The 25606-nt window shown below is 68.9% G+C and carries 26 protein-coding genes; 6 read left to right on the forward strand and 20 right to left on the reverse strand.

Annotated features, from left to right (window positions below):
• From FS845_RS00960 to FS845_RS00995, 8 genes are read right to left on the reverse strand one after another with little or no spacing between them, the layout of a single operon-like run.
• The gene (locus tag FS845_RS00960) at nucleotides 1-606 is read right to left on the reverse strand and encodes a CoxG family protein (protein WP_144630050.1); all 606 of its coding nucleotides are present in this window, start codon (nucleotides 604-606) and stop codon (nucleotides 1-3) included.
• Between the two features lies 1 nt (nucleotide 607).
• Nucleotides 608-1747 (reverse strand): FAD-dependent oxidoreductase, encoded by a 1140-nt coding sequence (locus tag FS845_RS00965; protein WP_144630052.1) that lies wholly within the window; start codon nucleotides 1745-1747, stop codon nucleotides 608-610.
• 8 nt (nucleotides 1748-1755) lie between these two features.
• Nucleotides 1756-2247 (reverse strand): RidA family protein, encoded by a 492-nt coding sequence (locus tag FS845_RS00970; protein ID WP_144630054.1) that lies wholly within the window; start codon nucleotides 2245-2247, stop codon nucleotides 1756-1758.
• Nucleotides 2248-2257: 10 nt separating this feature from the next.
• Nucleotides 2258-3352 (reverse strand): hypothetical protein, encoded by a 1095-nt coding sequence (locus FS845_RS00975; protein ID WP_144630056.1) that lies wholly within the window; start codon nucleotides 3350-3352, stop codon nucleotides 2258-2260.
• On the reverse strand, nucleotides 3349-3822 hold the full coding sequence (locus tag FS845_RS00980; RefSeq protein ID WP_144630058.1) for a (2Fe-2S)-binding protein: 474 nt from the start codon (nucleotides 3820-3822) through the stop codon (nucleotides 3349-3351). The genes FS845_RS00975 and FS845_RS00980 overlap by 4 nt, the downstream gene beginning before the upstream one ends.
• Nucleotides 3815-4657: an FAD binding domain-containing protein gene (locus tag FS845_RS00985; RefSeq protein WP_144630059.1), complete on the reverse strand. Its 843-nt coding sequence runs from the start codon at nucleotides 4655-4657 to the stop codon at nucleotides 3815-3817. Before FS845_RS00985 ends, FS845_RS00980 begins: the two co-directional genes overlap by 8 nt.
• The gene (locus FS845_RS00990; RefSeq protein WP_144630061.1) at nucleotides 4654-7047 is read right to left on the reverse strand and encodes a xanthine dehydrogenase family protein molybdopterin-binding subunit; all 2394 of its coding nucleotides are present in this window, start codon (nucleotides 7045-7047) and stop codon (nucleotides 4654-4656) included. Before FS845_RS00990 ends, FS845_RS00985 begins: the two co-directional genes overlap by 4 nt.
• A gap of 23 nt (nucleotides 7048-7070) precedes the next feature.
• Nucleotides 7071-8012: a Bug family tripartite tricarboxylate transporter substrate binding protein gene (locus FS845_RS00995; RefSeq protein ID WP_186332116.1), complete on the reverse strand. Its 942-nt coding sequence runs from the start codon at nucleotides 8010-8012 to the stop codon at nucleotides 7071-7073.
• 188 nt (nucleotides 8013-8200) lie between these two features.
• On the opposite strand from FS845_RS00995, the gene FS845_RS01000 reads away from it, so the two are divergent.
• Nucleotides 8201-8902 (forward strand): GntR family transcriptional regulator, encoded by a 702-nt coding sequence (locus FS845_RS01000; protein WP_186332117.1) that lies wholly within the window; start codon nucleotides 8201-8203, stop codon nucleotides 8900-8902.
• Between the two features lie 37 nt (nucleotides 8903-8939).
• On the opposite strand, the gene FS845_RS01005 is transcribed toward FS845_RS01000, so the two are convergent.
• The 6 genes from FS845_RS01005 to FS845_RS01030 form a co-directional block, all read right to left on the reverse strand.
• Nucleotides 8940-9776: a fumarylacetoacetate hydrolase family protein gene (locus tag FS845_RS01005; protein WP_260986092.1), complete on the reverse strand. Its 837-nt coding sequence runs from the start codon at nucleotides 9774-9776 to the stop codon at nucleotides 8940-8942.
• A gap of 168 nt (nucleotides 9777-9944) precedes the next feature.
• Nucleotides 9945-10733 carry an indole-3-glycerol phosphate synthase TrpC gene (trpC, locus tag FS845_RS01010; RefSeq protein ID WP_144630069.1) on the reverse strand — a complete coding sequence of 263 codons (789 nt, stop codon included), beginning with the start codon at nucleotides 10731-10733 and terminating at the stop codon, nucleotides 9945-9947.
• Nucleotides 10730-11758 (reverse strand): anthranilate phosphoribosyltransferase, encoded by a 1029-nt coding sequence (gene trpD / locus FS845_RS01015; RefSeq protein WP_144630071.1) that lies wholly within the window; start codon nucleotides 11756-11758, stop codon nucleotides 10730-10732. Before trpD ends, trpC begins: the two co-directional genes overlap by 4 nt.
• Before the next feature lie 11 nt (nucleotides 11759-11769).
• Nucleotides 11770-12336 carry an aminodeoxychorismate/anthranilate synthase component II gene (locus FS845_RS01020; protein ID WP_144630073.1) on the reverse strand — a complete coding sequence of 189 codons (567 nt, stop codon included), beginning with the start codon at nucleotides 12334-12336 and terminating at the stop codon, nucleotides 11770-11772.
• Between the two features lie 321 nt (nucleotides 12337-12657).
• A complete protein-coding gene (locus FS845_RS01025; protein WP_144630076.1) occupies nucleotides 12658-13524 on the reverse strand; it encodes an oxaloacetate decarboxylase in 867 nt (288 codons plus the stop codon).
• A gap of 19 nt (nucleotides 13525-13543) precedes the next feature.
• Nucleotides 13544-14701, reverse strand: a complete 1158-nt coding sequence (locus tag FS845_RS01030; protein ID WP_144630078.1) for a TauD/TfdA family dioxygenase — start codon at nucleotides 14699-14701, stop codon at nucleotides 13544-13546.
• 271 nt (nucleotides 14702-14972) lie between these two features.
• Here FS845_RS01030 and FS845_RS01035 point away from each other — a divergent pair, with 271 nt between their 5' ends.
• Nucleotides 14973-15404, forward strand: a complete 432-nt coding sequence (locus tag FS845_RS01035) for a carboxypeptidase regulatory-like domain-containing protein (protein ID WP_144630080.1) — start codon at nucleotides 14973-14975, stop codon at nucleotides 15402-15404.
• 46 nt (nucleotides 15405-15450) lie between these two features.
• Here FS845_RS01035 and FS845_RS01040 read toward each other — a convergent pair whose 3' ends face one another.
• The 4 genes from FS845_RS01040 to FS845_RS01055 all read right to left on the reverse strand — a co-directional run bounded on the left by FS845_RS01040 (nucleotide 15451) and on the right by FS845_RS01055 (nucleotide 18734).
• Entirely contained in the window at nucleotides 15451-16203 is a 753-nt protein-coding gene (locus tag FS845_RS01040; protein ID WP_144631174.1) for an amino acid ABC transporter ATP-binding protein, read from the reverse strand.
• Nucleotides 16204-16225: 22 nt separating this feature from the next.
• Nucleotides 16226-16879: an amino acid ABC transporter permease gene (locus tag FS845_RS01045; RefSeq protein WP_144630082.1), complete on the reverse strand. Its 654-nt coding sequence runs from the start codon at nucleotides 16877-16879 to the stop codon at nucleotides 16226-16228.
• Between the two features lie 54 nt (nucleotides 16880-16933).
• Nucleotides 16934-17728, reverse strand: coding sequence for an amino acid ABC transporter substrate-binding protein (locus FS845_RS01050; RefSeq protein ID WP_144630084.1), 795 nt, complete (start codon nucleotides 17726-17728; stop codon nucleotides 16934-16936).
• Between the two features lie 76 nt (nucleotides 17729-17804).
• Entirely contained in the window at nucleotides 17805-18734 is a 930-nt protein-coding gene (locus tag FS845_RS01055) for a LysR substrate-binding domain-containing protein (RefSeq protein WP_144630086.1), read from the reverse strand.
• 140 nt (nucleotides 18735-18874) lie between these two features.
• Here FS845_RS01055 and FS845_RS01060 point away from each other — a divergent pair, with 140 nt between their 5' ends.
• From FS845_RS01060 to FS845_RS01075, 4 genes are all read left to right on the forward strand, one after another.
• On the forward strand, nucleotides 18875-20089 hold the full coding sequence (locus FS845_RS01060; RefSeq protein WP_144630088.1) for a CaiB/BaiF CoA transferase family protein: 1215 nt from the start codon (nucleotides 18875-18877) through the stop codon (nucleotides 20087-20089).
• Nucleotides 20090-20091: 2 nt separating this feature from the next.
• Nucleotides 20092-20910, forward strand: coding sequence for a citryl-CoA lyase (locus FS845_RS01065; protein WP_144630090.1), 819 nt, complete (start codon nucleotides 20092-20094; stop codon nucleotides 20908-20910).
• A gap of 53 nt (nucleotides 20911-20963) precedes the next feature.
• Complete coding sequence (locus FS845_RS01070) at nucleotides 20964-21962, forward strand: Bug family tripartite tricarboxylate transporter substrate binding protein (protein ID WP_144630092.1); 999 nt, start codon at nucleotides 20964-20966, stop codon at nucleotides 21960-21962.
• A 214-nt stretch (nucleotides 21963-22176) separates the two neighbouring features.
• Complete coding sequence (locus FS845_RS01075; protein WP_144630094.1) at nucleotides 22177-22458, forward strand: peptidylprolyl isomerase; 282 nt, start codon at nucleotides 22177-22179, stop codon at nucleotides 22456-22458.
• A gap of 88 nt (nucleotides 22459-22546) precedes the next feature.
• Here the strand turns inward: FS845_RS01075 and FS845_RS01080 are convergent, their stop codons facing one another.
• Nucleotides 22547-23881, reverse strand: coding sequence for a PQQ-dependent sugar dehydrogenase (locus FS845_RS01080; RefSeq protein ID WP_144630096.1), 1335 nt, complete (start codon nucleotides 23879-23881; stop codon nucleotides 22547-22549).
• A 160-nt stretch (nucleotides 23882-24041) separates the two neighbouring features.
• Nucleotides 24042-25562, reverse strand: a complete 1521-nt coding sequence (locus FS845_RS01085; RefSeq protein ID WP_144630098.1) for an anthranilate synthase component I family protein — start codon at nucleotides 25560-25562, stop codon at nucleotides 24042-24044.
• Nucleotides 25563-25606: the final 44 nt, after the last annotated feature.

Consider the following 25606-nt stretch of genomic DNA (forward strand, 5'->3'; position numbering starts at 1 on the left):
TCATCGCAGCCAGCTCGCGAGAAAGGTGCCCGCGAAGCATCCCAGGCCGCACGCCGCCGGCAGCCACCATGATGAAAAGGCAGCCGCCGCGGCCGTGGGTGCCGAGCCCGGTCCAAGCGCCGGCTCGACAGGGCGAGGGCCAACCGCCGCGGCCACGGCGTCGGGCGCGCCGTTCAGCCGCCGCTGCACGTTCTGGAAGAAGCGTTCCGAGAACTTGCGCGCGGTGCTGTCGATCAGCCTGCTGCCCAGTTGCGCGAGCTTGCCGCTGATGACGGTCTCGGCCGAATAGGACAGCAGCGTGCCGCCTTCGATGTCGCTGAGGTCGATGCGGATGCGCCCCTGCGCCGAGCCCGCCATGCCGCCGTTGCCTTCGCCCACCAGCCAGTACGATTCCATCTCGGTCTCGACCTCGCGGCGGAAGGTCACGTCGAACGAGGCGCGTACCGGTCCGACGCTGCTGGTCAGCGTGGCGGCGTAGCTGTCCGCGTCCTTCGCCTGCAACGCCTTGCAGTCGGGAATCGTGGCGCGCAGGAACGCGGCATCGTTCAGCGCCTGCCACACCGCCGCGCGATCGGCGGCCAGCGTCTTGCTGCCCTCGATCAGCATGTCAGGCCTCCGGCTCGATGTGGATGCCCGCCAGCCGCAGCCCGTGATCGGCGATGCGCATGCGGTCGTTCAGGGACTTGAACCGGCCAAAGCTCCACACCACCAGCGGCCGCGCGAAATCCAGCATGACGGGCCACTGGCGCGTGAACGCGTCGTAGCGGCAGGCCCAGGCCTGCGTGCGGTCGCTGATGAACCGCACGCGCCGCTCCCACTCCTGCAGCGCCCGGGGCACGTCGGGCTCGTCGCGCAGCAAAGTGGCCAGCGCCAGCGCGTTCATCAGGGTCAGGCCCGCGCCCTGGCCGAGCGTGGGCGGCAGGCCATGCGCCGCATCCCCCAGGATGGCCACGTTGCCCACGGCCCAGCGCGGGCACTTCACGACGCCGTAGGGGTATTGCGTGGCCGGCGCCTTCGACAGTTCGCCGAACAGGTCGCGCAGCAGCGGGAAGCGGCGCGACCAGTCCTCCACGTCCAGCGGCAGCCGCGCGGCGCCGGCGTCCGATGCCGGCGCGACCATGTAGACATACGTGTGGCGCGGGCCCGCGGGCGTGACGCCGATGCGGCGATTGCCCGACCAGTGTTCCACGGTCTGCAGCTCCGGCGTGAAGCGGCGCGATTCGATCAGGAAACGGTCGATCAGCGTGGGAAGCTCGGTGAAGCCGCCGCCGATGCCGAGCGACTGGCGCACGGCCGAATGCACGCCGTCCGCCGCCACGATGAGATCGGCGCGGTGCGTGCCGTGGCTGGTCAGCAGCGAGCCATCTCGCACGCCCGTCACGCGCGAGCCCGTCACGACTTCGACGCCGCAGTCCAGGGCAGTGTCGCGCAGCCCTTCGATCAGCGCCTGGCGCGGGAACGTGTGCACGCGCGAGGCGCCGCTCAGCTCCCGCTGCTGCTTGACGCGGCCGTCGGCGAAGCGGATCTGCGCACGTTCCAGCGGGGTGCCGCGCGCCTCGATGCGCCGCATGACGCCAAGGTGCTCCAACACTTCCAGGCTGTTGTTCTTGATGTAGATGCCGGCGCCGATCTCGCGGATCTCGGAGCCTTGTTCGTGCACGCGGACCCGCCATCCCTGGCGCGCCAGCAGTGCGCCGGCGGCCAGGCCGCCGATGCCGCCTCCGGCGATTTCTGCGGTACGTGTCATGGGCTTTCTCACTCGATCTCGACGACCATTTCCAGTTCGATCGGCATGTTGAACGGCAACGCCGCGAAGCCGACCGCGCAGCGCGCGTGGATGCCGGCTTCGCCGAACACTGCCGTCAGCACGTCCGAGGCGCCGTCGATGACTTCCGGCTGGCGGAAGAAATCGGGCGTCGACGCGACCATGCCGAACAGGCGCACGACGCGGCGCACGCGCGACAGGTCGCCGATCTCGGCCTTCAGCGAGGTGAGTGCGCTGATGACCGCGTTGCGCGCGCCCTCCTTGCCGACCTCGACCGAGATCTCGCCGCCCAGCTTGCCCTTGTGGGTCTGTTCAGAGCCCTTGAAGGTGCCGTGGCCGGCCACGAAGACGAGATTGCCGGTGGTGACCGCGCCGGTGTAGTTGCCGACCGGCTGGCGGCGCTCGGGCAGGTCGATGCCCAGTTCGGCCAGGCGGGCTTCCGGGGTGGCGCCTTGCAGGGACTTGAAGGTTTCGATGGACATGTAAAGCTCCTCAGTTGGTAGGATTGACGCGCTGCTTCGCCAGGCGCAGCTGCGTGGCGGCGCCCGAGGTCAGCAACGCGTGGATATGGAACTCGTCGCGCAGGCGGTCCGGATTCATCTCCAGCAGGGCCTGCCGTTCGTCGGCGGCCAGCGCGTAGCCCTCGCACCAGGCATGCGGGTCGCGCAGGTACTGCTGCGCGCTGGCGGGGTCGCTGCGCAGGCGGAACACGGCCTCCACCAGCGCGGCGCGATGCGGCGGAAGCTCGGGATAGATCAGGGCCGGCGGCTGCGCCGGGACGGTCAGGTCCCAGCCCAGCACGGAATACGTGTGATGCCACGAGGGCTCGAAGCACGCCGTGAACGGCGCGCGGTTGCCGACCGCGCCCGCCGCCGCCAGCGTCGCGCGCAGCTCGACGTTGCCGGTCCGGTCCAGGGCATGGGTGTCATACGCCAGCAGGGCGCTGAGATTGCCCGCCACCATCTGCTCGTACATCGCGCGGTCGGTGTCCACGTCGGGCTTCGGATAGTGCACCGTGCCCGGGTAGTGCGAGAGGCCGCCGCTGGCGATCAACAGGGCGCGGCGTCCCATGCGCTGCACGGCGCGCGCCAGCGCCTGCCCGAAGGCGTGGCAGCGCAGCGGCGAAGGCTGCGGCGGCACGTAGGAATTCACGAAGATCGGCGTCATCGGCACCGAGCGGTCGAAGCCCATGAACTCGTAGGGAATGGTGAACGCCGTGGGCAGCTTGGCCGACAGCGTGTAGGCCAGGTCGAAGCCTTCCTGTTCCATGGCCCGCACCAGGCCATATCCCATGCTGGCATCCAGCCGCCAGTCGCCGCGGTGCTTGTGCATGCCGTCGGCGTGGGTGGCGGCGTGCACGCAGAAGGCCGGCACCGAGTGCGTGACGAAGTGGTCGCCGTGGTCGTTGGACAGCACGATGATGCAGTCGGGCTGCAGCGCGCGCAGCCGCTCACCCAGTTCCGCCATGGCGGCACGCACGCGTTCGACCTGGTCCAGGTCCTCGGTGTCGGGGCGGGACAGGAATTGCGGCGCATGCGGCACCGAGGCGACGCCGACGATGCCGGCGGGCAGAGCAGTGTGGTTCATGAGGTTTCCTTGCCGAGTTCGTCCAGCGCGTTGACGATGCCCTGGTAGCCGGTGCAGCGGCAGATGTTTCCGCAGAGCTGGCGGCGTATGGCCTCCGTCGAGCCGGCCTGGCCGCGCGACAGCATGGCGTGTCCCGTGACGAGCATCCCTGGCGTGCAGAAGCCGCATTGCAGTCCATGGTGGCGATGCAGCGCGTCGCGCAGCCGGTCCGCCAGCGCGTCCTGCAGGCCCTCCGCGGTGACGACGGCACAACCGTCGCAGGCCGCGGCCAGCGTCAGGCACGCGCGGACCACCTCGCCGTCGACCAGGACGTTGCAGGCGCCGCAGACGCCGTGCTCGCAGCCCAGGTGCACCGAGGTGGTCCCGGCCTGCTCGCGCAGGCAGTCCGCCAGCGTCTCGTTGTGTTCGACGGCCATCGACCGGGGTTGGCCGTTCAGCTGCAGGTCTACGGTCAGGGTGAGATCAGGCATCGTGGCGCTCCAGGGCCTGATCGCAGGCCCGCAGCAGGTTGGCGGCATGCCGGTGAACGGCCGCCGGGGTATCGTCGGGATACGCACGCGCGACCTCGTCAACGGCGCATTCCATCAACCGCGGGCGGGGCGTCGCGGGGTCCGCGAGCAGGGCCGCGCACGCGGGCAATGCCCGTGGAGCAGGCGGCGGACCGCCCAGCCAGCATGACCATTGCCCATCCGCCCGCCGCAGCACGACAGCCGAGCTGGCCGCGTACTCGCCCGCACGGTGCATGAGCTTCGAGCGGCCCCAGGCCGTCAGGCCCGCGGCGTCCGCATCGATGCCGACCGACACCAGCAGTTCGTCGAACTGCGCGTCCGAGGTGAGCGGGCCCGTGATGAACGCGTCCAGCGGCAGTTCCCGGCTGCCACGCAGGCTGCGCAGTTGCACGCGCGCCTGCAGCGCGCAGAAGAGCAGCGGCCAGTCTCCCGCCGGATCGGCATGCACAAGGCTGCCCCCGACCGTGCCGCGCGTGCGGACTGCGGGAAAGGCGATCTGCGCGGCATGGGCGGCCAGCAGACGGGCGAGCGGCGTATCGGCGGACGCGTGCGCCAGGTCCGCATGGGTGGCCATGGCACCGATGCGCCAGCCCGAGGCGGCCGCTTCGCGTTCGCGCAGCTCCGCGATCCGGCGCAGGTCCAGCAGCACGTGGGGGCGGGCCAGTCCGTAGCGCATGGCGGGCAGCAGGCTCTGTCCGCCGGCCAGCACCTTGGCATCCGTGCCCAGCGCCGCCAGCGCTTCCAGTGCCTGGTCCAGGGTGGACGGCGCGCGGTAGTCGAAATAGGGCAGCTTCATGCCGGCTCCCGGCGTGCCAGCAGTTGCGTCAACAGGTCGTCGGGGTCGATGGGCGTGCGGTCCACCTGCACGTCGAACTCGCGCAGCGCGGCGCGAACCGCATTGGCGATCGCGGCCGGCGGCGGTACGGAGCCGCCTTCTCCCATGCCTTTCACGCCGAAGGCGGAGAACGGCGACGGCGTGCACAGGTGCACGATCGAGATGGGCGGCATCTCCATGGCGCTGGGCACGAGATAGTCGCCGAAGGTGACCGTCTGGGGCTGGCCGTCGGCGTTGTAGCGCATGGCCTCGTACAGCGCCTGGCCGATGCCTTGCGCGACGCCGCCGATGACCTGGCCGTCGGCGATGAGCGGATTCACCACCGTGCCGCAGTCCTCCACGACGAGATAGTCGGCGATGCTAACGAAGCCCGTGTCCAGGTCGACCTCGACGCGCGCGGCATGCACCGCATAGGAGAACGTGCCGGTCTCCACCTCGGGCCGGTAGAAGGCCTGCACCGACATGCCCGGCTCGACGTCCCTGGGCAGCTTGTGGATCTGCACGGTGGAGATGCGCGATATCTCGGCCAGCGTCAGGCTGCCTTGCGCGCCGTGCAGCGCGCCATCGTGCACCCGCAGGTCCTGCGGCGCGTCGCCCAGGTTGGCGGCGGCGATGCGCCGCGCCTTGGCCAGCAGCAGCTCGCAGGCCTGGGCGACCGCGCCGCCGCCCATGACGATGGAGCGCGACGCCACGGTGCCCATGCCGTACGGGGTGGCGGCCGTGTCGCCCTGGCGCACGCGGATGTCGCGCAAGGGCAGCGAGGTCAGGTGCGCGGCGATCTGCGCGTAGCTGGTCGCGTGGCCCTGGCCATGGGCCAGCGTCCCCACGTCGATCTCCAGCGTGCCGTCGCCGTTCAGGCTGACGCGCGCGGCCTCGTGGCCGTACACCGTCGGCGAGCCCCGGCGGAACCATTCCTCGGCGCCATGCCCGGCCTGCTCGACCAGCATGGCGTAGCCGATGCCGGCGCGCTTGCGGCCCGCCTGCATCGGCGGAAGCGCCCAGCGTTGCCGGACCTGTTCGTCCATCGCGTCGATGGCCTGGGGGTAATTGCCTGAGTCGTAGGCGAGGCCCGTGGCCGTGACGTAGGGCATGCTGTCGGGCGCGATCAGGTTGCGGCGCCGCACGTCCAGCACGTCCATGTCCAGCGCGTGCGCCACCTCTTCGATGATGCGTTCCATCGCGAAGCATCCGCCGGGCCGGCCGACCCCGCGATACGGGCCGACGGGGCTCTTGTTGGTGTAGACGCTGATGGCCTCGAAACGATAGTTCCGCACGTCGTACGGCCCCAGCATGACGTTGGCGGCCATGTTGGCCTCGATCGCGCCGGTGGACGTCTTGGCGCAATACGCGCCCGCGTCCACGATGAAGCGCGCATCCACGGCATGGATGCGGCCGCCGCCGTCGAAATAGGCGGTGATCTCCTGGTCGTGCTGGCGGCTGTGGTTGCTGGCCACGAAATGTTCGTAGCGGTCCTCGATCCAGCGCACCGGGTGGTTGCATTCCATGGCCAGCGCCGTCAGCAGCACTTCTTCGGGATACAGGTTGCTCTTGGCGCCGAAGCCGCCGCCGACGTCCGGCACGATGACGCGCAGGTCACTCTCGCGCAGGCCCGGGATCTGCTGCGCCACGAAGCTGCGGATCAGGTGGGGCCGTTGCGTGGACAGGTGCAGGTGCACCGCCGCCGTGGCCTTGTCGCGATAGGCCAGGACGCCGCGGCATTCCAGCGGGCTGGCCAGCACGCGTTCCATGACGAAGCGCCGGCTGACGCTGCGCAGGCCGTCGGCGCCCTCGCTGGCTGACCGGGCGACGTGGTCGAAATCGCCGATGGTGCGCGCCACGCGCATCACCAGGTTGCTGTCCAGGTTCTCGTGCAGCGGCGTGCCGGCGGGTCCCTGTTCCCATTCGCGGCGCGCGTCGACCACCGCGGGCAGCGGCTCGATGTCCAGCGAGACGAGGCCGGCCCAGTGTTCGGCCTGGGCGCGCGTCGGCGCCATGACCAGCGCCACGGGTTCACCCACGAAACGCACCTTGCGTTCGGCCAGCACGGGCCACGGGGCCCCGTGGAATCCGTCGCGCAGCAGTTCGGCGCGGATGGGCAGCACGCGGCCGGCATAGTCCTGCGCCAGCCGCACCATGTCGCGCGGCACGTCCGGATCGATCCGCACGTCCCTGAGCAGGCCGTGCGGGACCGGACTGCGCACGAATGCGACTTCCATGCATCCCGGCATGGCGATGTCGGCCACGAAGGATGCCCGGCCCGCCAGGTGCCGCGCGTCTTCCACGCGCGGCACGGGCTTGCCGATCCAGCTTGCCGCGCGGGCGGCGTGTTCGTGCGTAACGGAGGTGTCCATCTGACTGCGCTGCCTGCCTGTGCCTACTGTTCGACCGTGACGTTGCCGGCCTTGATGATGCTGATCCACTTGTCGCTGTCGGCCTTCATTCGGTCCGCCAGCTGTCCCGGCGTGCCGCCGGACGGGACCAGGCCGAGATCGAGCAGCCGTGCCTTGACGTCGGGCTTGGCCAGGATGCGGTTGATGGATTCGTTCAGGCGGGTCACCACGGCGTCGGGCGTGCCCGACGGCGCCAGCAGCACGAACCAGCTGGCCATGTCCGTGTCGGGCAGCCCGAAATCCTTCAGGGGCGGCACGTCGGGCAGCGTGGGAAAGCGGTTCGGGCCCGCGATGGCCAGCAGCCTGATGCGCTTGCTGCTGACTTGCGGCTGCGCGGGCGCGAGGTTTTCGAAGGAATAGTCGACCTCGCCAGAGGCGAGCGCGACGACCGCGGGGCCGCTGCCCTTGTAGGGAATGTGCACTCCCTTCAGCTTGCCGACCTGGTTGAACCACTCTCCGGCCAGGTGCAGCGTGCTGGCCGTCCCGGCCGAGCCGAACGACAGCTTGTTGGCCTCGGACCGCTTGCGCGCCTCGGCCAGGAACTGCGGCACGGTGGTGGCCGGCATGGTGGGGCCTGCCACGAGGAAGGCGGGCACGTCGACCAGCCCGATCACGGGGCGCAGGCCGCGCGCCGCGTCGTAGTTCAGGTTCGGGTACAGGTAGGCATTGTTCACCACCGAGGTGGTGGCCAGCAGCAGCGTGTAGCCATCCGGCGCGCTGTTGATCACCTGGCGCGTGGCGATCTGCGTGCTGGCGCCGGGCTTGTTCTCGACGATGAATGCCTGCTTGTATTCGTCGTTGAGCTGCTGGGCGATGACGCGCGCCACGATGTCCGAGGCGCCGCCGGCCGCGAAGGGCACGATGACGGTGACCGGGCGCTCCGGATACTGAGCGTGGGCGGCGCTGGCCAGACACGCCAGCCCCATGAGAAGTCCGGCGGCAAGACGGCGCAGCCGGACGGATGAACTGCCAATGAGCGGTTGAAGCATCGGACTTCCCCTTGTTTTAGTATACGTAGACTGAATAAAGTATACGTAATGGGGCAATGATATATGGGCGTGGTAGCATGTCAAGCGTCATTCGCCCCTTTTCGCGGGCGCTTCTGGAAAACCCCATGCTGAATCTCGACGACTTCCAGGCCCGCTCGGCCACGGGCGATGCACGCCCCGCCAAGAACCCGGGCGTGTACGAGGCGTTGTTCGAAGAGATCGTCACCGGGCGGCTGCGGGCGGGCGAAAGGCTGCTCATCGACGAACTGGCCGAACGCTTCGGCGTCAGCAAGATTCCGGTGCGCGAGGCCCTGAAGGCGCTGGAAGCGCGCGGGTGGGTCGAATCGGCGCCGCGGCGCGGCACCTATGTGCGTCGCTTGTCCATGGCCGAATTGCATGAACTCTTCGAGTTGCGGCAGATCGTCGAGCCCGCGGTGACCGCGATGGCGGCGCACCGGCGCCGCACGTCGCATCTACAGCAGATGCTTGCCCTGGTCGAAGAGGGCCAGCGCGCGGTGGAGCAGAATGATTTCGTCAGCAGCTCGCGCGCCAACTCGCAGTTCCACACCGTGATCGCCTTGGCCGCGGACAATGCGCTGGCGTTTTCGGTCATCCAGGAACTGGAATTGAGACTGTGCCGGTATTTCTTCGTGGCGGAATGGGAAGAGCGCAAGGATTCCACGCGGCAGCATCTCAGCCTGTACGAGGCCATCCGTGACCAGAACGTGGACGAGGCGCGGCGCCTGACGGTGGAGCACCTGCGCCATACCGAGGCCATGGCCGCGCGCTCGATCACGGCGCAGCGCATGCCCGAACTGATGGAGTGAGGCGCCCGGCCAGGCCGGGCGCGCGATGCCGCCGGGCTCAGCCCGTGATCGTGTTGCGCAACTCGCCCAGCCCCGCGATGCGGGCCGTGACCTCGTCTCCGACTTTCAGGAAGCGCGGCGGGACTAGGCCCAGGCCGACGCCGGACGGCGTGCCCGTGGCGATGACGTCGCCGCTTTCCAGCGTCATGCCTTGCGACAGCTGCGCGATGATGTCGTCGATCCTGAACAGCAGGTCGGCCGTGCTGGAATCCTGGCGGATCTCGCCATTGACCTCCAGCGCGATCGCCAGCGCATGCGGGTCCGGCACCGCGCTCTTGTGCACCACGTACGGGCCCATCGGGCAATGGCCGTCCAGCGCCTTGCCCTTGAACCACTGGCCATGCGCCTTCTGCAGGTCGCGTGCGCTGACGTCGTTGACGATGGTGTAGCCGAACACGTGCTCCAGCGCGCTTGCCTTCGGGATGTCCCGGCCCGGGCGGCCGATCACCACGGCCAGTTCCACTTCGTAGTCGAGCTGGCTCGTGACGTGGGCATGGGCGGGCACCGGCGCGCCGGGTCCGACGACGCAGCTCGGCGGCTTGGTGAAGACCTCGATCACCGCTGGGAAATCTTCGGGATCGCGGCCGCGGGCACGGTTGCCTTCGATGATGTGTTCGCGGTAGTTGCGACCGATGCAGAAGACGTTCCTGGCCGGCCGCGGAATGGGAGCGAGCCATTGCAGCCCGTCCGGCTGGCGCGACAGGGCGGGGTCGTCCGCGTGGCGCTCGAGCAGCATGCGGGCGTGGGCGATGCCGGCGTCGCCCAGCGCGGCCAGTTCGCCCACGTGCGTGGGCGCGGGGGCGTCGAGCTGCCAGGCCAGGGTGAGGTCGACCACGCGTCCATTGTCGGCAACGGCGCCGAGACGGCTGGTCGTGTCAGGTACGGCAAAAGCGAGAAATTTCATGGTGAGGACGCGAGGGCGAAGCGCCGTGCGGGACGGCAACGTGAAAAGTATACTTTATTGGCAGAAAAGTATACTTTATGTCGGCGCTCGCGCTTGTCCTCACGCCATCAGCCGCGCCAGTTCCGCGCCCGGCTCGGGCGCGCGCATGAACGCCTCGCCCACCAGGAACGCATCCACCTTGTGGCTGCGCATCCGCTTCACGTCTTCGGGCGTGAGGATGCCGCTTTCGGTGACCACGCGCTTGCCGGGCGGGATGGCCGGCAGCAGGTCCAGCGTGTTCTGCAGCGAGGTCTCGAACGTGCGCAGGTTGCGGTTGTTGATGCCCAAGAGCGGCGTCTTCAGCGACAGCGCCACTTCGAGTTCCTGCGCGTCGTGCACCTCGACCAGCACGTCCATGCCCAGGTCCATCGCCACGGATTCCATGTCGCGCAGTTGCGAGGGCGACAGCGCCGCCACGATCAGCAGCACGGCGTCGGCGCCCATGGCGCGTGCCGAGACGATCTGGTAGCTGTCGATGACGAAGTCCTTGCGCAGCACCGGCAGCGCGCACGCCGCGCGGGCGCGGCGCAGGTTGTCGTGCGAGCCCTGGAAGAACTGCACGTCGGTCAGCACCGACAGGCAGGCCGCGCCGTGCACCGCGTACGACGCGGCGATCTCGGCGGGATCGAACTGCTCGCGCAGCACGCCCTTGGACGGCGAGGCCTTCTTGATTTCGGCGATGACGCCGGCCTTGCCCTGGGCGATCTTGTCCTCGATGGCCTGGGCGAAGCCGCGCACGTCCTGGCGGGCCTGGGCCTCGCGCAGCAGCTCGGATTCGCTGCGCATCTGGCGGGCCGCGGCGACTTCCTCCGCCTTGACGGCCAGGATCTTCGCGAGAATGTCGTTCATTGGTATTTCCGGGTATGTGCGCAGAATTCCTCGAGCTTGGCCCGGGCTGCGCCGTTAGCAATCAGTTCGAAGGCCTGCGCGAGCGCCTGCGGGATCGAGTCGGCCTTGTTGCCCGCGTAGATGGCCAGCCCGGCGTTCAGGGCGACGATGTCGCGGGCGGCGCCCTCGACATTATCCAGCGCCTCGATGACCAGTTCGCGTGACTCCTCGCGATTGGACACCTTGATGCTGCGGTTGGACATCATGGATAGTCCGTAGTCCTCGGGGTGGATTTCATACTCGCTCACGACGCCGTCCTTGAGCTCGCCCACCATGGTGGCGGCGCCCAGCGAGGCCTCGTCCATGCCGTCGCGGCCGTGCACGATCAGCACGTGCTTCGAGCCCAGCCGCTCCAGCACGCGGACCTGGATGCCGACCAGGTCGGGGTGGAACACGCCCATCAACTGGTTGGCCGCGCCGGCGGGGTTGGTGAGCGGGCCGAGGATGTTGAAGATGGTGCGCACGCCCAATTCCTTGCGCACCGCGGCCACGTTCTTCATGGCACCGTGATGCGCGGGTGCGAACATGAAGCCGATGCCGGTGTCCTCGATGCATTCGGCCACTTGAGCGGGCGTCAGCTGCAGGTTGGCGCCCAGCGCTTCCAGCACGTCGGCGCTGCCCGACGACGACGAGGCGCTGCGGTTGCCGTGCTTGGCGATCTTCACGCCCGCGGCGGCCGCCACGAACATGGCCGTCGTCGAGATGTTGAACGTGTGGCTGCCGTCGCCGCCGGTGCCGCACATGTCCAGCAGCTGTCCCGGATCGGGCGTGACCACCGGCGTGGCGAACTCGCGCATCACCTGCGCGGCGGCGGTGATCTCGCCGATGGTCTCCTTCTTCACGCGCAGGCCCATCAGCAGCGCGCTTGCCAGCTGCGCAGACATCTCGCCGCGCATCAGCATGCGCATCAGGTGCAGCATTTCGTCGTGGAAGATCTCTCGGTGTTCGATGCAGCGGGTCAGCGCTTCGGCGGCGGAGATGGTCATGGCGGTGCCCTTCATTGGATCTGCAGGAAGTTGCGCAGCATGGCGTGGCCGTGCTCGCTCAGGACGGATTCGGGATGGAACTGCACGCCGTAGATCGGCAGCGTCTTGTGGCGCACGCCCATGATGTCGCCGTCGTCCGCGGTGGCGGTCACTTCCAGGCAGTCGGGCAGGGTGGCCGGGTCGATGGTCAGCGAGTTGTAGCGGATGGCCGTGTAGGGCGTGGGCAGGCCTTCGAAGAGGTCCGTGCCGCGGTGCGAGATCCGCACCGTCTTGCCGTGCATGATCTGCTGCGCCCGCACGATGTCGCCGCCGTAGGCCGCGCCGATGGCCTGGTGGCCCAGGCACACGCCCAGGATGGGCACCTGGCCCGCGAAGCGCTGGATCAGCGGCACCGACACGCCCGCCTCGGCCGGCGAGCAGGGGCCGGGCGACACGCAGATGCGCGTGGGGTTCAGGGCGGCGATCTCGTCCAGCGTGATCTGGTCGTTGCGCGCCACGCGCACGTCCTCGCCCAGTTCGCCAAAATACTGGACCAGGTTGTAGGTGAACGAATCGTAGTTGTCTAGCATCAACAGCATGGGCAATCTCCTTGAGTCTTGGAGCCGCCGTGCCGGGGGAGCTATCTGGGATGCGAACCTGTCACCGGTACCGGCGGCAGGATGCAGTATTGAACCGCAACGACATGCCGCTTCCTAGCGGAAGCGCCACCACTGAGAGGTGCGGGTCGTAGCGATACGGGACATGACGAAATGGGTTGGAAACTGCGATGAGACAGGGCCCGTGCAGCGGGTCAGGCCGACTTCTGGGCGGATTCTAACGCGTCCTGGGCGAACGTGTCGAGTACGGCCGCACGCGGCGGCGGAACCGGCCCATGCCGTGCTCCGCCGCGTCCGGGCGCATCAGCCCGCGTACTTGCGGCTAAGTTCCAGCAGGTCGGGGGTGCCGATCAGGCCGTTCAGGGCGTTGAAGTCGTTCATCTCGGGCCACATCGGCTCGGTGGTGCCGTGCTCTTTCAGGCTGCCGAAGTAGCGTTGCAGCTGGCGCGAGACGAAGCGGGCGGTGCCGCCCGGGAAGATGACGATGCGGTAGCCGAGCTCGGACAGCTCGCGCGCGCTGCGCACCGGGGTCTTGCCGCCCTCGACCATGTTGGCCAGCAGCGGCGCGCGCGAGGCGAACTGGCCGCATACGGTGTCCATGTCGGCGGTGCTGTTCACAGCCTCGATGAACAGGGCGTCCACGCCGCAGGCCAGGTAGGCCTCGGCGCGTTCGCGCGCCGCGTCCAGGCCCTCGACGGCCACGGCATCGGTACGCGCCAGGATCAGCGTGTCGGGACTGTGGCGGGCGTCCAGCGCGGCGCGCAGCTTGCCGCACATCTCGGCGGTGGACACCAGGCTCTTGTTCTCCAGGTGGCCGCAGCGCTTGGGAAAGGTCTGGTCCTCCAGCTGGATCATCGAGGCGCCGGCGCGCTCGAACAGGCGCACGGTGCGCTGCGTGTTCAGCGCGTTGCCGTAGCCCGTGTCGCCATCGACGATGATGGGCAGCGCGACGCGGTCGGTAATGCGCTGCAGCACGTCGGCGGTCTCGGTGGCCGTGGTCAGGCCCACGTCGGACCGGCCCAGCTGCGAATACGCCACCGCGCCGCCGGACAGGTACAGGGCGTCGAAGCCGGCTTGCTCGGCGATCAGGGCGGTCAGCGCGTCGTACACGCCGGGCGCCAGCACGGCCTGGTTGCCGGCCAGGCGCTCACGCAGGGATAGGCGGTTCATGGGTGTGCTCCTGGATGCGTCAGGCGGTCTGGGCATCGCGCTGGGCGGCCAGCCAGGCGTCCATGTCTTCCTTCAGGACCTTGGGCTGCCAGGTCTCGAAAGGCATGCCCATGGCGGCGGCCTGGCGTCGTTCGTAGTCCAGGAACTCCTGCGTGATGGCGCTGCCGCGCACGCCGCCGCGCACCGCGCCGGCACGGGAGTCGCCGTAGTACTCGGCCCAGTCGTCGGGCAGCGGCTGCGAGGTGGGCACGGCCAGCCACAGGCGGAACAGGTGGCGCTTCAGGTCGGGATCCTCGAAGTCCTCGAACGGGGTGCGCGAGTGCAGCGTGACGTAGTTGTTCAGCAGCTGCATGTCGCCGCGCTCCAGCTCCATCGAGTAGCACAGCAGCTCGCTGGGCAGCAGCTCGTCCAGCAGGTCCAGCGCCTCTTCCTGCTGGGCCGTCAGGCGCGGCACTTCAGGAAAGTCGCGTTGCGCGGCCACGGTGTTCTTGCGGTTGGTGCGCGCCGAGAAATACTCGGGATGGCTGCCGAAGATCGGGCAGCGGTAGAACGGCGGCTGGCTGGGATCGTTGGTGCTCTGGTAGCTGTGGAAGAACGTGCCCTGCAGCACGGGGATGAGGTCCGGACGGCGGCGCTGCACCTCGTCGCGCAGCGCCATGGAGCTGACCACCTTGCTCTGGCCGCCCGACTTGGCGGTGCGGCGGCACAGCAGCGCGACCACGTCGCACGAGTCCTGGTGGAAATCCAGGCCGGCGTTGGTGTTGTAGCCGCGGCCGCCCTTGACCTTGTATTCGCCGCCTTCGTTGCGCACGTCGTTCATGACCTGGCTGGCGCGGTTCTGCGTGCGGCCCACGCCCATGTACAGGCCCATGCCCCAGTAGGCCAGGCGGGATTCCTCCTCGGTCCACTCGTCCACCGGGAAGCCCTTGACCAGGCACATGCCCCAGCGGCCCTGCGTGGTGGCGATGGCGCGGGTCAGCGCGTCGCGGGTGGCCTGCGGCAGCGGGAAATCGGCCTGTTCCATGCTCAGCAGGGGCTTGGGATGGGCCTTGGCATGGGCCAGCGCGTCGCGCACGCCCTGGATTTCGTCGGCGTTCAGGCGCAAGACCCAGGAATCGTCCTGACGGACCTGCTCGGCGGTCCAGGGCTGGGGGCGGTCAGAGGGGGCGGCTTGCATGGGGTGTCTCCTGCGTGGATGTATGCAGGGCAGTCTAAGCAGCGGCGCTTAATTAGAAAAGCGAACTTATTTGACCAAACTCATAAGTTATTTTGACTAAGTGACGGGGTGTCTAAGCGCGTCGGCGAAGGGCTGTCGTCACTTCGGGAACGCTTTTTGCTCGGCGGCCGGGGCCTGTCTTCCAGTCTGCTTCGATGCCATCCCCGGATGGCGAGGATGGCGCCGCCCGCCGTAGACTCGAAGGCGTTTCTTCCCTTTCAAGGAGCGATCGATGACTTTCCGCATTGGACGAGCCAGGACGGCATGCGTGGCATTGGCCCTGGCGGCTGCGGCCGGCACCGCCTGGGCGCAGGATGGCCACCCGCAGGTGCACAGGCAGGGCGAGATCAGCTACGTCAGCGGCGGCGTGGGCCAGGAGGAGTCCACCTGGTTCAAATCGGTCAGCGGCGACTACAACCTGCGCCTGCAGTTCGCGCTGTCCGACGGCGGCGCGTACGTGTCGGACGTGGAGGTGCGCGTGAAGGGCGCCTCGGGCCAGGAGGTGCTGTCGGCCAAGTCGGACGGGCCCATCTTCTACGCCAAGCTGCCCGAGGGCAGCTACGACGTCACCGTGACCTATGGCGGCAAGCCGCAGTCCAGGAAGATGGACGTGGGCGCCAAGGGCGGCGCGGCGCAGGGCTTCTACTGGAAGGGCCCGACCTGAGGCCTCGCGGAACGTGGCGGCGCCTGCGCGGCGCCGTCCCGCCCGTTCACAGCATCTGGCTCAGGAAGGCACGCGTGCGCGCCTGCGCGGGCGCGGCGAAGAAGCCGTGCGCCGGGCCTTCCTCGACGATCGCGCCCTGGTCCATGAACACCACGCGGTGCGCGACCTCGCGAGCAAAGCCCATCTCGTGCGTCACCACCAGCATGGTCATGTGTTCCTCGGCCAGCTGGCGCATGGTGCGCAGCACCTCGCCCGTCAGTTCCGGATCGAGCGCGGACGTGGGCTCGTCGAACAGCATGATGTCAGGCTCCATGGCCAGCGCGCGGGCGATGGCCACGCGCTGCTTCTGGCCGCCGGACAGGCGCGCGGGATAGTTGTCGCGCTTGGCGAACAGGCCGACCTTGCGCAGCAGTTCCTCGGCGCGCGGGATGGCCGCGTCGCGCGTCATGCCCTTGACCGTCATGGGCGCTTCGATCAGGTTCTGCAGCACGGTCATGTGCGGGAACAGGTTGAACGCCTGGAACACCATGCCCATCTTGCGGCAGACGCGCCGCACCTCGGCATCGGCGCCGTAGCGGCTGTGGCCATCGGGCACGGCCGCGGCCAGCACTTCGCCCTCGACCTCGATGTGGCCCCGGTCGACCGTCTCCAGGTGGTTCAGGCAGCGCAGGAAGGTGCTTTTGCCCGAGCCCGAGGGGCCGATCACGGCGACGACCTCGCCCTTGTGCAGCGTCAGCGACACGTCGTCCAGCACGCGCAGCGCGCCGAACGACTTCACGAGGTTGCGCGCCGCGATCATCACGGGCCGGCCGGATGCCGGGCTATTGGTCGTACTTGGCATAGTGTTTTTCCAGGCGCTGGAAGGCCCAGGTCAGCACCAGCGTCATGGCGAGATAGAAGACGGCGGCAACCAGGAAGGGCGTGGTCGAGAAGTCGCGCTGCACGATGCCGCGCGCCACGCGCAGCAGGTCGTTCAAGGCCAGCACGTAGATCAGCGAGGTGTCCTTGACCAGCGTGATGGTTTCGTTGCTCATGGGCGGCAGGATGCGCCGCACCATCTGCGGCAGCACGATGCGGCGCAGGGTCTGCAGGGGCGTCATGCCCAGCACCTTGCCGGCCTCGTATTGGCCGCGGTCGATGGACAGGATGCCGGCGCGGAAGATCTCGGCGAAATAGGCCGCGTAGTTCAGCGCGAAGGCGATCACCGCCGAAGGGAAGTCGGGCAGCCGCACGCCCACCACCGGGATGAACGGCAGCGCGAAATAGATGAACAGCAGCTGCAGCATCAGCGGCGTGCCGCGCATCAGCCAGATGTAGCCGTTGACCAGCATGGCCAGCGGGCGCAGCCGCGACAACCGCGCCAGCGCCAGCAAGAGGCCCAGCGGCACGGCCAGGGCCAGCGTGATGAAGAACAGGGTGAGCGTGACGCGCGCGCCCTGCGCCATCGGGCCCAGCAAGGAGAGGACGTAATCCATGGGATCGATTGCGGCCTGGCGGCGGCATGCGCCGCGCACGCCGGGGAACGGGGCTTACTTGATGATGTCCGCGCCGAACCACTGGTTGGCGATGCGGCCGGCGGTGCCGTCCTTCTTCATGTCGGCCAGCGTGGCGTCCAGCTTCTGCAGCAGGGCGGTGTCGTCCTTGCGCACGCCCACGCCGTACGATTCGACGCCGAAGTTGTCGTTCAGCACACGGTATTCGGTGGGGCGCTTGGCGACCAGGTAGCGGCCCACGACTTCGTCGACCACCACGGCATCTAGGCGGCCGGCCGACAGGTCGACCAGCGCGGTGACGTTGTCGCCGAAGGTGCGCAGCGCCTTCAGGGCATCGGCGATGTTGGCTTCCTTCTTGATGGCGTCGACGGCGCTGCTGCCCTCCTGGGCGCCCACCACGTGGCCCGCCAGGCCGGCCTTGTCCTGGATGGACGAGTTGGCCGCCACGATGATGATCTGGTGGTTTTCCATGTAGGGCGCGGTGAAGGCGATGTTCTTCTTGCGCTCTTCCGTGATGGTCAGGCCGTTCCACAGCGCGTCCACGCGCTTGCCGCTCAGTTCGGCTTCCTTGGCGCTCCAGTCGATGGGCTTGAACTCGACCTGCAGGCCCAGGCGCTTGGCGGCCTCGCGCGCCAGGTCGATGTCGAAGCCGACCAGCTCGTTCTTGTCGTCGCGGAAACCCATGGGCGGGAAGTTGTCGTCCAGGCCCACCACGACCTTGGTGGCGGCGGGTTGGGGTTGGGCGGCGGTCTTGGCGGCATCGTCGCTCTTGTCGCAGGCGGCGAGCAGGGACGTGGCGCACAGCGCCAGCACGGCAGTCAGCTTTTTCATGGAAGTCGGAAAAGGAACGGAATCCGCGTATTTTAGCCGTCCGCGCGTCACGTCCCGGCCGGCGGCGCGCGCGGGGTCAGGCCGGGTCGTGCGCGCCGGCGCGGGGCCGCTCGGCGATCTTGCGGCCGTGCCGCGCCGAGGTCTGGCGCAGCAGGGTCGCGAACGCCCGGATCTCGCGGGTCTGCGGCTGGTCGGCCCGCATCAGCAGGCCCGGCGTGCGCATGGGCGTGGGGCTTTCCATGGGCACCAGCACCACGTCCAGCCCGGCCGGCACGCCGCTGGGGGCGGCGATGGTGGCGATGGGCGTGCGCAGCGCCACGCCCAGCAGCGCGGGCAAGGTGTTCAGCTCGGCGCACACCATGGGTTCGGCGCCCGCGGCGGCGAAGCACTCGTTGAGCATCCTCCGCGTGGAATAGGTGGGCGGCAGCAGCGCCAGCGGCTCGCGGTGCAGCTCGATCATGCGGATGCGCTTGCGGCGCGCCAGCGGATGCCGGGGGTTGACCACCAGCATCAGTTCCTCGTTGAACAGCGGCTCGAAGCGCAGCCCGAGCGGCAGCACCGGGCGGTAGGCCACGCCCAGGTCGAAGTGGCCGTTGGTCAGGCCGGTGACGATGGCGTCGGCCGCGAGTTCCTCGACGGACAGGCGCACGGTGGGATTGCGCGCCAGGAAGTGTCCCACGCATTCGGGAATGATGTTCAGGCTGAACGTATGGGTGGCCGCCACGCGCACGGTGCCCGACAGCGGCGATTCCGCGGACTTCAGCTCGCCCAGCCCCTGGTCGACCTCTTGCAGCGCGCGCTTGGCATAGCCCAGGAAGGCCTCGCCCGATTCGGTCAGCGCGACGCGCTTGCCGGCGCGGTCGAACAGCGGCCGCCCGATCTCGTCCTCGAGCTGCCGGATCTGGTGCGACAGCGTGGATTGCGTGACGTGCACGCGCTGCGCCGCCCGCGTGAAGTTCAGCGAGCTGGCCAGGGCGACGAAGTAGCGGAGATGGCGCAATTCCATGATTGTTTGACCGATCCATCGATGGCATCAATAGTAATCAGCAAAATAAGCCATTTCCACAATTTGTATCGCTCCCTTACGCTGTTTGATCCGCAATGCCAGCCGCTCATGAGCCTGTCGGGCGGCCAGGAGACACACCCATGCAACAAGACGGAATTCCCAACCTGCAATCGCTGGCCCGCGCCACCAAGGTGCTGGAAGGCATCACCGTGATCGAGCAGGGCACCTTCATCACCGGACCCGCCGCCGGCATGCTGCTGGCAGATCTGGGCGCCAACGTCATCAAGATCGAGCAGCCCGGCGCCGGCGATCCGTTCCGCGCCTTCCGCGGCGGCCTGTACAGCCCGCACTTCCAGACCTACAACCGCAACAAGCGCAGCATCACGCTCAACACCAAGACGCCGGAAGACGCCAAGGTGTTCGACGAGCTGATTCAGCAGGCGGACGTCTACATCCAGAACTTCCGTCCCGGCGCGGCGGACCGCCTGGGCGCCGGCGAGCAGCGCCTGCGCGAACTGAACCCCCGCCTGATCTACTGCGCCATCAGCGGCTTCGGCCAGACCGGCCCCGCCTCGGGCCGCCCGGCCTACGACACGGTGGCGCAGGCGGCCAGCGGCTTCCTGAACCTGCTGGTCAACCCGGCCAATCCGCGCGTGGTCGGGCCGGCCATCGCCGACGCCCTGACGGGCTTCTACGCCGCCTACGGCATCCTGGGCGCGCTGGTCGAGCGCGCCCGCACCGGCGTGGGCCGCAGCGTCGAGGTCTCCATGCTGGAGGCCATGTGCCACTTCAACCTGGACGCCTTCACGCACTACTTCGCCGACGGCGACGTCATGGGGCCGTACAGCCGCCCCAGCGTGTCGCAGTCGTACACCCTGCGCTGCAGCGACGACCGCTGGGTCGCGCTGCACATGTCCTCGCCCGAGAAATTCTGGCGCGGCCTGGCCGTGGCCATCGAGCGCCCCAGGTTGTTCGAGGATCCGCGCTATGCCACGCGCGAGGGCCGCATCCAGCACCAGGAAGAACTGATCGACCTGCTGGGCGGCATCTTCGCCACGCGCCCTCGCGACGAGTGGTGCGCGCGCCTGCAGGCCGAGGACGTGCCGCACGCGCCGATGTACGACACCAGCGAGGCCCTGCAGGACCCGCAGGCCCGTCACATGGAACTCGAGATCGAAGGACACCATCCCGTCCTGGGCGAATGGCGCACGGTGCGTTCGCCCGTCAGCTTCGACGGGGTGCGTCCCACGCACGTCGTGCCGCCGCCCATCCTGGGCGAGCACAACGACGAAGTGCGCGCCGAACTGGCCATCGCCCGCGCCGCGTCCAGCTCGGCCGCCGCCCCCAAGGAGTGAACATGAAGATCGGCAAGACCACCGTCCCCCGCACGTCCATCAGCACGTCCGACGAGCACACCATCGTGGTGCGCGGCCAGGACCTGTGCCAGGACCTGATCGGCAAGATTTCCTTCACCGACTACTTCCACCTGCTGCTGACCGGCCGGCGTCCCGACGCGGCCGCCACGGCCGTGATCGACGCCACGCTGGTCGCCATCGCCGAGCACGGCCTGGTGCCCAGCGTGCAGGCCAGCCGCATGACGCTGGCGGCCGCCCCCGATGCCCTGCAGGGCGCCGTGGCGGCCGGCATCCTGGGCTGCGGCTCGGTCATCCTGGGCGCGTCCGAGACGGCCGGCAGGATGTTCCACGAGATCGAGGCCCGCGCCAAGGCCGACGGCACGGACAACGACGAGGCCGCGCTGGCCGTGCTGCAGGAGTACCGCGCCGCGCGCCGCGCCATTCCCGGCTACGGCCACCCGCTGCACAAGGAACGCGACCCGCGCGTGGGCCGCCTGTTCGACGTGGCCCGCGAAGCCGGCGCCAGCCTGGCCTACATCGACATCGCCGAAGCGGTCGAGCGCGCCATCCCGCAGGTGCTGGGCAAGGAACTGAAGCTCAACGTCTCGGCCGCCATTCCGGCGGTGCTGCTGGGCGTGGGCTTTCCGCTGCTGGCCCTGAAGGGCGTGCCGATCCTGGCGCGCACCGCGGGCCTGATCGCGCACCTGAACGAAGAGCTGGAGCAATCCATCGGCTTCGCGCTGTCCTACCAGGCCGCTCGCGAAGTGCAGTACGACGGCGAGCTGCCCGCCGGTTTCGGCACGCCCCCCGAATCGCACTGATCCCGCCCATCCCGGGCATAAAAAGCAGAACAGTACAGAGAGGAGAGTCACCCATGGTTTCCATCAAATCCACCGCAAGGCCCGCGCTGCGCCGGTCGCTGCTGGGCCTGGCCCTGGCCGTCGGGCTGCTGAGCCAGTTCCCCGCGGCCGCGCAGTCGGCGGATTTTCCCACCCGGCCGATCAAGATGGTCGTGCCGTTCGGCCCGGGCACGTCGACGGACATCGTCGCGCGCGTGATGGCCGACGCCATGGGCAAGTCCTTGGGGCAATCCGTCATCGTCGAGAACCGCGCCGGCGCGGGCGGTTCGATCGGCACCGACTTCGTGGCGCGTGCGCCCGCCGACGGCTACACCATCGTGATGGGCACCGTGGGCACGCACGCCATCAACAAGGCGCTGTACCGCAAGCTGGCCTATGACCCCATCGCCGATTTCGCGCCGCTGTCGCTGGTCGGCCAGACCCCGACCCTGCTGGTGGTCGGCGCCAATTCGCCCTACCAGACCCTGAAGGACCTGGCCGCCGCCGCGGCCAAGCCGCCCGGCGTCAGCTTCGCGTCGGCCGGCAGCGGCACGTCGGGCCACCTGGCCGGCGAACTGCTCAAGTCCCGCCTGGGCGGCGAAATGGTGCACGTGCCCTACAAGGAAGGCAGTCTGGCGATGTCCGACGTGATGTCGGGCCAGGTGCAGTTCATGTTCTACCACCCCACCGCCGTGCTGCCGCACATCCGCGCGGGCAAGCTGCGCGCCCTGGGCGCTTCCGGCGCCCAGCGCAGCGCGGCGCTGCCCGACCTGCCGACCATCGCCGAGCAGACCAACAGCGATTTCGACCTGGTGGCCTGGTTCATGATGTACGCGCCCAAGGCCACGCCGGCGCCGGCGCTGCAGAAGCTGCGCGACGCCGCCGCCACCGCCCTGGCCAACGCCGACGTGCAGTCCAAGCTGGCCGCGCAGGGCATGGAGAAGGGCTCGGCGACGGATCTGGACGCCTTCGGCAAGGCCGAAGTGGCCAAGTGGGCCGACCTGGTGCAGAAGTCGGGCGCCCAGGTCGATTGACGGATATGTCCGCTGGCGCGGGGCCGGTATGCAACCTTCGCCGGGCTGGCCGCGCGTGCGGCGGACATTGGTACTGCCCCTCCGCGCGCGGGCGGGGCAGGCCGAGCGTTGGCATGACCTTTGCGCTGTAGCGGCCGTCCTGGATCGGCGGATCGCTACAGCGCCATTTTTTTAGGGCAATATGGCGTTTTGGACTGAATAAAGGGAGCTTCCCATGACCCACGCCTCCGCCCGCCACATCCTGGTGTCCACCGAAGCCAAGTGCAACGAACTGAAGGCCTCCATCGAGAATGGCGCCGATTTCGCGCAGGTGGCCCGCGACAACTCCAGCTGCCCCTCCAGCCGCGACGGCGGCAACCTGGGCACCTTCCGCCCGGGCCAGATGGTGCCGGAATTCGACACCGTGGTGTTCAGCGCGCCCATCAATGTGGTCCAAGGCCCGGTGAAGACCCAGTTCGGCTACCACCTGGTCGAAGTCACCAGCCGCGAAGACTGAGTTCGCGCCGCCCGATGCCGTCCGGCAGGCGCCGGACCGGCAACCGGCGAACCCTCCGCGACACGGAGGGTTTTTTCTTGGACGGCCGTTACGGCCGCTTGTACGTGACCCGGTACACCGTGCCGTTGGCGTCCTCGCTGAACAGCATCGAGCCGTCCCGGGCGAACGTCACGCCCACGGGCCGTCCCCACACCTCGCCGTCGTTCAGGCCGAACCCGGTCACGAAGTCCTGGTACTGCCCGGTCGGCTTGCCGTCCTTGAACGGCAGCCGCACCACCTTGTAGCCGGTGCGCGTGGCGCGGTTCCACGAGCCGTGCAGCGCGACGAAGGCGTCGCCCTTCCATTCGTCGGGAAACTGTCCGCCCGGATTGAAGGCGATGCCCAGCGGGGCGGAATGCGACTGCACCAGCACGTCGGGCACCACCACCTTGCCGGCCAGGTCCGGGCGCTTGCCGCCGGCCGGACGGGTGTCCTCGTTCTGCCCGATGTAGTACCAGGGCCAGCCGTAGAAGCCGCCTTGCTGCACGCGGGTCACGTAGTCGGGCGGCACGTCGTCGCCCAGCATGTCGCGCTCGTTGGTGGCGCAGTAGACAGCGTCCGTGCCGGGCTGCAGTGCCAGGCCCGAACAGTTGCGGATGCCGTTGGCATAGGACCGGCGGTTCTTGCCGTCCGGGTCGAACGCCAGCACGCTGGCGCGGCCTTCCTCGGGGCCCCAGGCCGCGCCCACGCCGTGCGTCTTCTCGTGCGCGGCCAGGTCTGCAGGCCGCTGGCCCATGTTCTGGCCCACGTTGCCGTTCGAGCCCACCGCCACGTACAGCGTCCGGCCGTCGCCGGAAAAGGCGATGTCGCGCGTCCAGTGACCACCGGTGGGCAGCCTGGCCACCACCGTCTCGGCCGTCCCCGCGGCCTTCAGGTCGCCGTTGCGATAGGCATAGCGCACCACGCTGCCGGGCTGCGCCACGTACAGCCACCTGGGCTCGGGGCCGGGCGGATAAAAGGCCATGCCGTAGGGATCGTCCAGCTTCTGGGCGTAGGTCGAGACCTGGGCCTTGCCGCCTGCCTGCGGGCGGATCACCACGATGCGGCCGTCGTCGCTGAGGGCGGCGAAGATGTCGCCGTTGGGCGCGGTGCGCAGCACGCGCACGCCGTCCAGGCCGCTGGCCAGCATTTCCACGGTGAAGCCGGGCATGCTCTTGGGCACGGCATCGGCCGGCCTGTCGGCGATGCGCGAGGCGGCGGCGCGTGCCGAGGCGCCATCGGCCGCCGGCACGTCGGCGGGGCGGATGTGCCGCATCGTGCCCGGCGCGTCGGCGCGCCAGTCGCCGTACGCCGCACGACCGGTGAGCACGTCCTGCTGGGCCGGCGCGGGCGCCGCCGCCAGGACTGCGATTGAACTTGCGATGCCGACCAGTGCTTGCTTCATCTGCCGCTCCTCGTAGGTTGCGCCGGATGCGCGTCGCGCGTCCGGCCAGGTCACTACGAGGATTTAGGCGGAATCCGCGATTCGCGCAAGTCCTCGGGGGCCGGGCGGCGCAAGCGGCCCGCGCGGGCCTCGCGTGTGCGCCCGCGCCGGCCGGATCGCGCTACAGCGGGTCGTCCAGGCCGTGCTGCACCTGTTCGGCCGCGCGCAGCATTGCGCGGGCCTTGGCTTCCGTCTCGGCCCATTCGGCTTCCGGGACCGAGTCCGCCACGATGCCGGCGGCGGCCTGCGCGTACAGCATGCCGTTCTTGATGATGCCGGTGCGGATGGCGATGGCCACGTCCATCTCGCCGCCGTAGCTCAGGTAGCCCGCCGCGCCGCCGTAGATGCCGCGGCGCACCGGTTCGAGTTCGTCGATGATCTCCATGGCGCGCACCTTGGGAGCGCCCGTCAGCGTGCCCGCGGGGAAGGCCGCGCGCAGCACGTCCATGCTGCTCATGGACGGATCCAGCGTGCCGGCCACATTGGACACCAGGTGCATCACGTGCGAATAGCGCTCGATCACCATGGTGTCGCTGACCTTGACCGTGCCGGTCCGCGCCACGCGGCCCACGTCGTTGCGGGCCAGATCGATCAGCATGACATGCTCGGCGATCTCCTTCGGATCGGCCTGCAGCTCGCGCGCAAGCGCGGCGTCTTCCTCCGGCGTGCCGCCGCGCTTGCGCGTGCCGGCCAGGGGGCGGATGGTGATCTGCGATTTCGGCGTGCCGTCCTCGACGATGCGTTCCTGGCGCACCAGGATCTCGGGCGACGAGCCCACCACCTGGAAATCGCCGAAGTTCCAGAAGTACATGTACGGCGAGGGATTCAGCGAACGCAGCGCGCGGTACAGCGACAGCGGCGCGTCGCGGAACGGCTTGGAGATGACCTGGCCGATCTGCACCTGCATCAGGTCGCCGGCGGCGATGTATTCCTTGGCGCGGTGCACCGCGGCCAGGTAGTCCTCTTTCTTGAAGTCGCGCCGTTCCTCGGTCTGCATGCTGGCGTGGCTGTAGGGGATGTCCACGGGCTTGCGCAGGCGGGCGCGCAGGTCCAGCAGGCGATGCTGGGCGCGGCTGTAGGCCTCGGGCTGCGCCGGGTCGGCGTACACCATCAGGTAGATGCGGCCGGCCAGGTTGTCGACGATGACCAGCTCGTCGACGTGCAGCAGCATGATGTCCGGCGTGCCGCCGTCCATGCCGGCGGGGAAGGGCTTCACGGCGGGGCCCAGGCGCGGCTCGATGTGGCGCACGGTGTCGTAGCCGAAATAGCCCGCCAGGCCGCCGCAGAAGCGCGGCATGCCGGGCCGCAGCGCGACCTTGAAGCGGCTCTGGTATTGCTCGATGAAGGCCAGCGGATCGCCCTCGTGGGTTTCCACCACGCGGCCGTCGTGCAGCACTTCGGTCAGCGTGCCGCTGGCGCGGATCACGGTGCGGGCCGGCAGGCCGATGAAGGAATAGCGGCCGAAGCGCTCGCCGCCCACCACGGATTCCATCAGGCATGTCATGGCACCCGCGTTCGGTCCACTATGGGCCAGCTTCAGGTAGATGGCCAGCGGCGTGTCCAGGTCGGCGTAGGTTTCCGCCACCAGCGGAATCCGGTTGTAGCCTTGGGCGGCCAGCGCCTTGAATTCAAGTTCGGTCATGTCGGATCTCGATTTTTTCTGGGATCAGGATGAGGAACCGGGCG

The organism is Bordetella genomosp. 13 (assembly GCF_007679965.1).
Lineage (GTDB): Bacteria > Pseudomonadota > Gammaproteobacteria > Burkholderiales > Burkholderiaceae_B > Bordetella.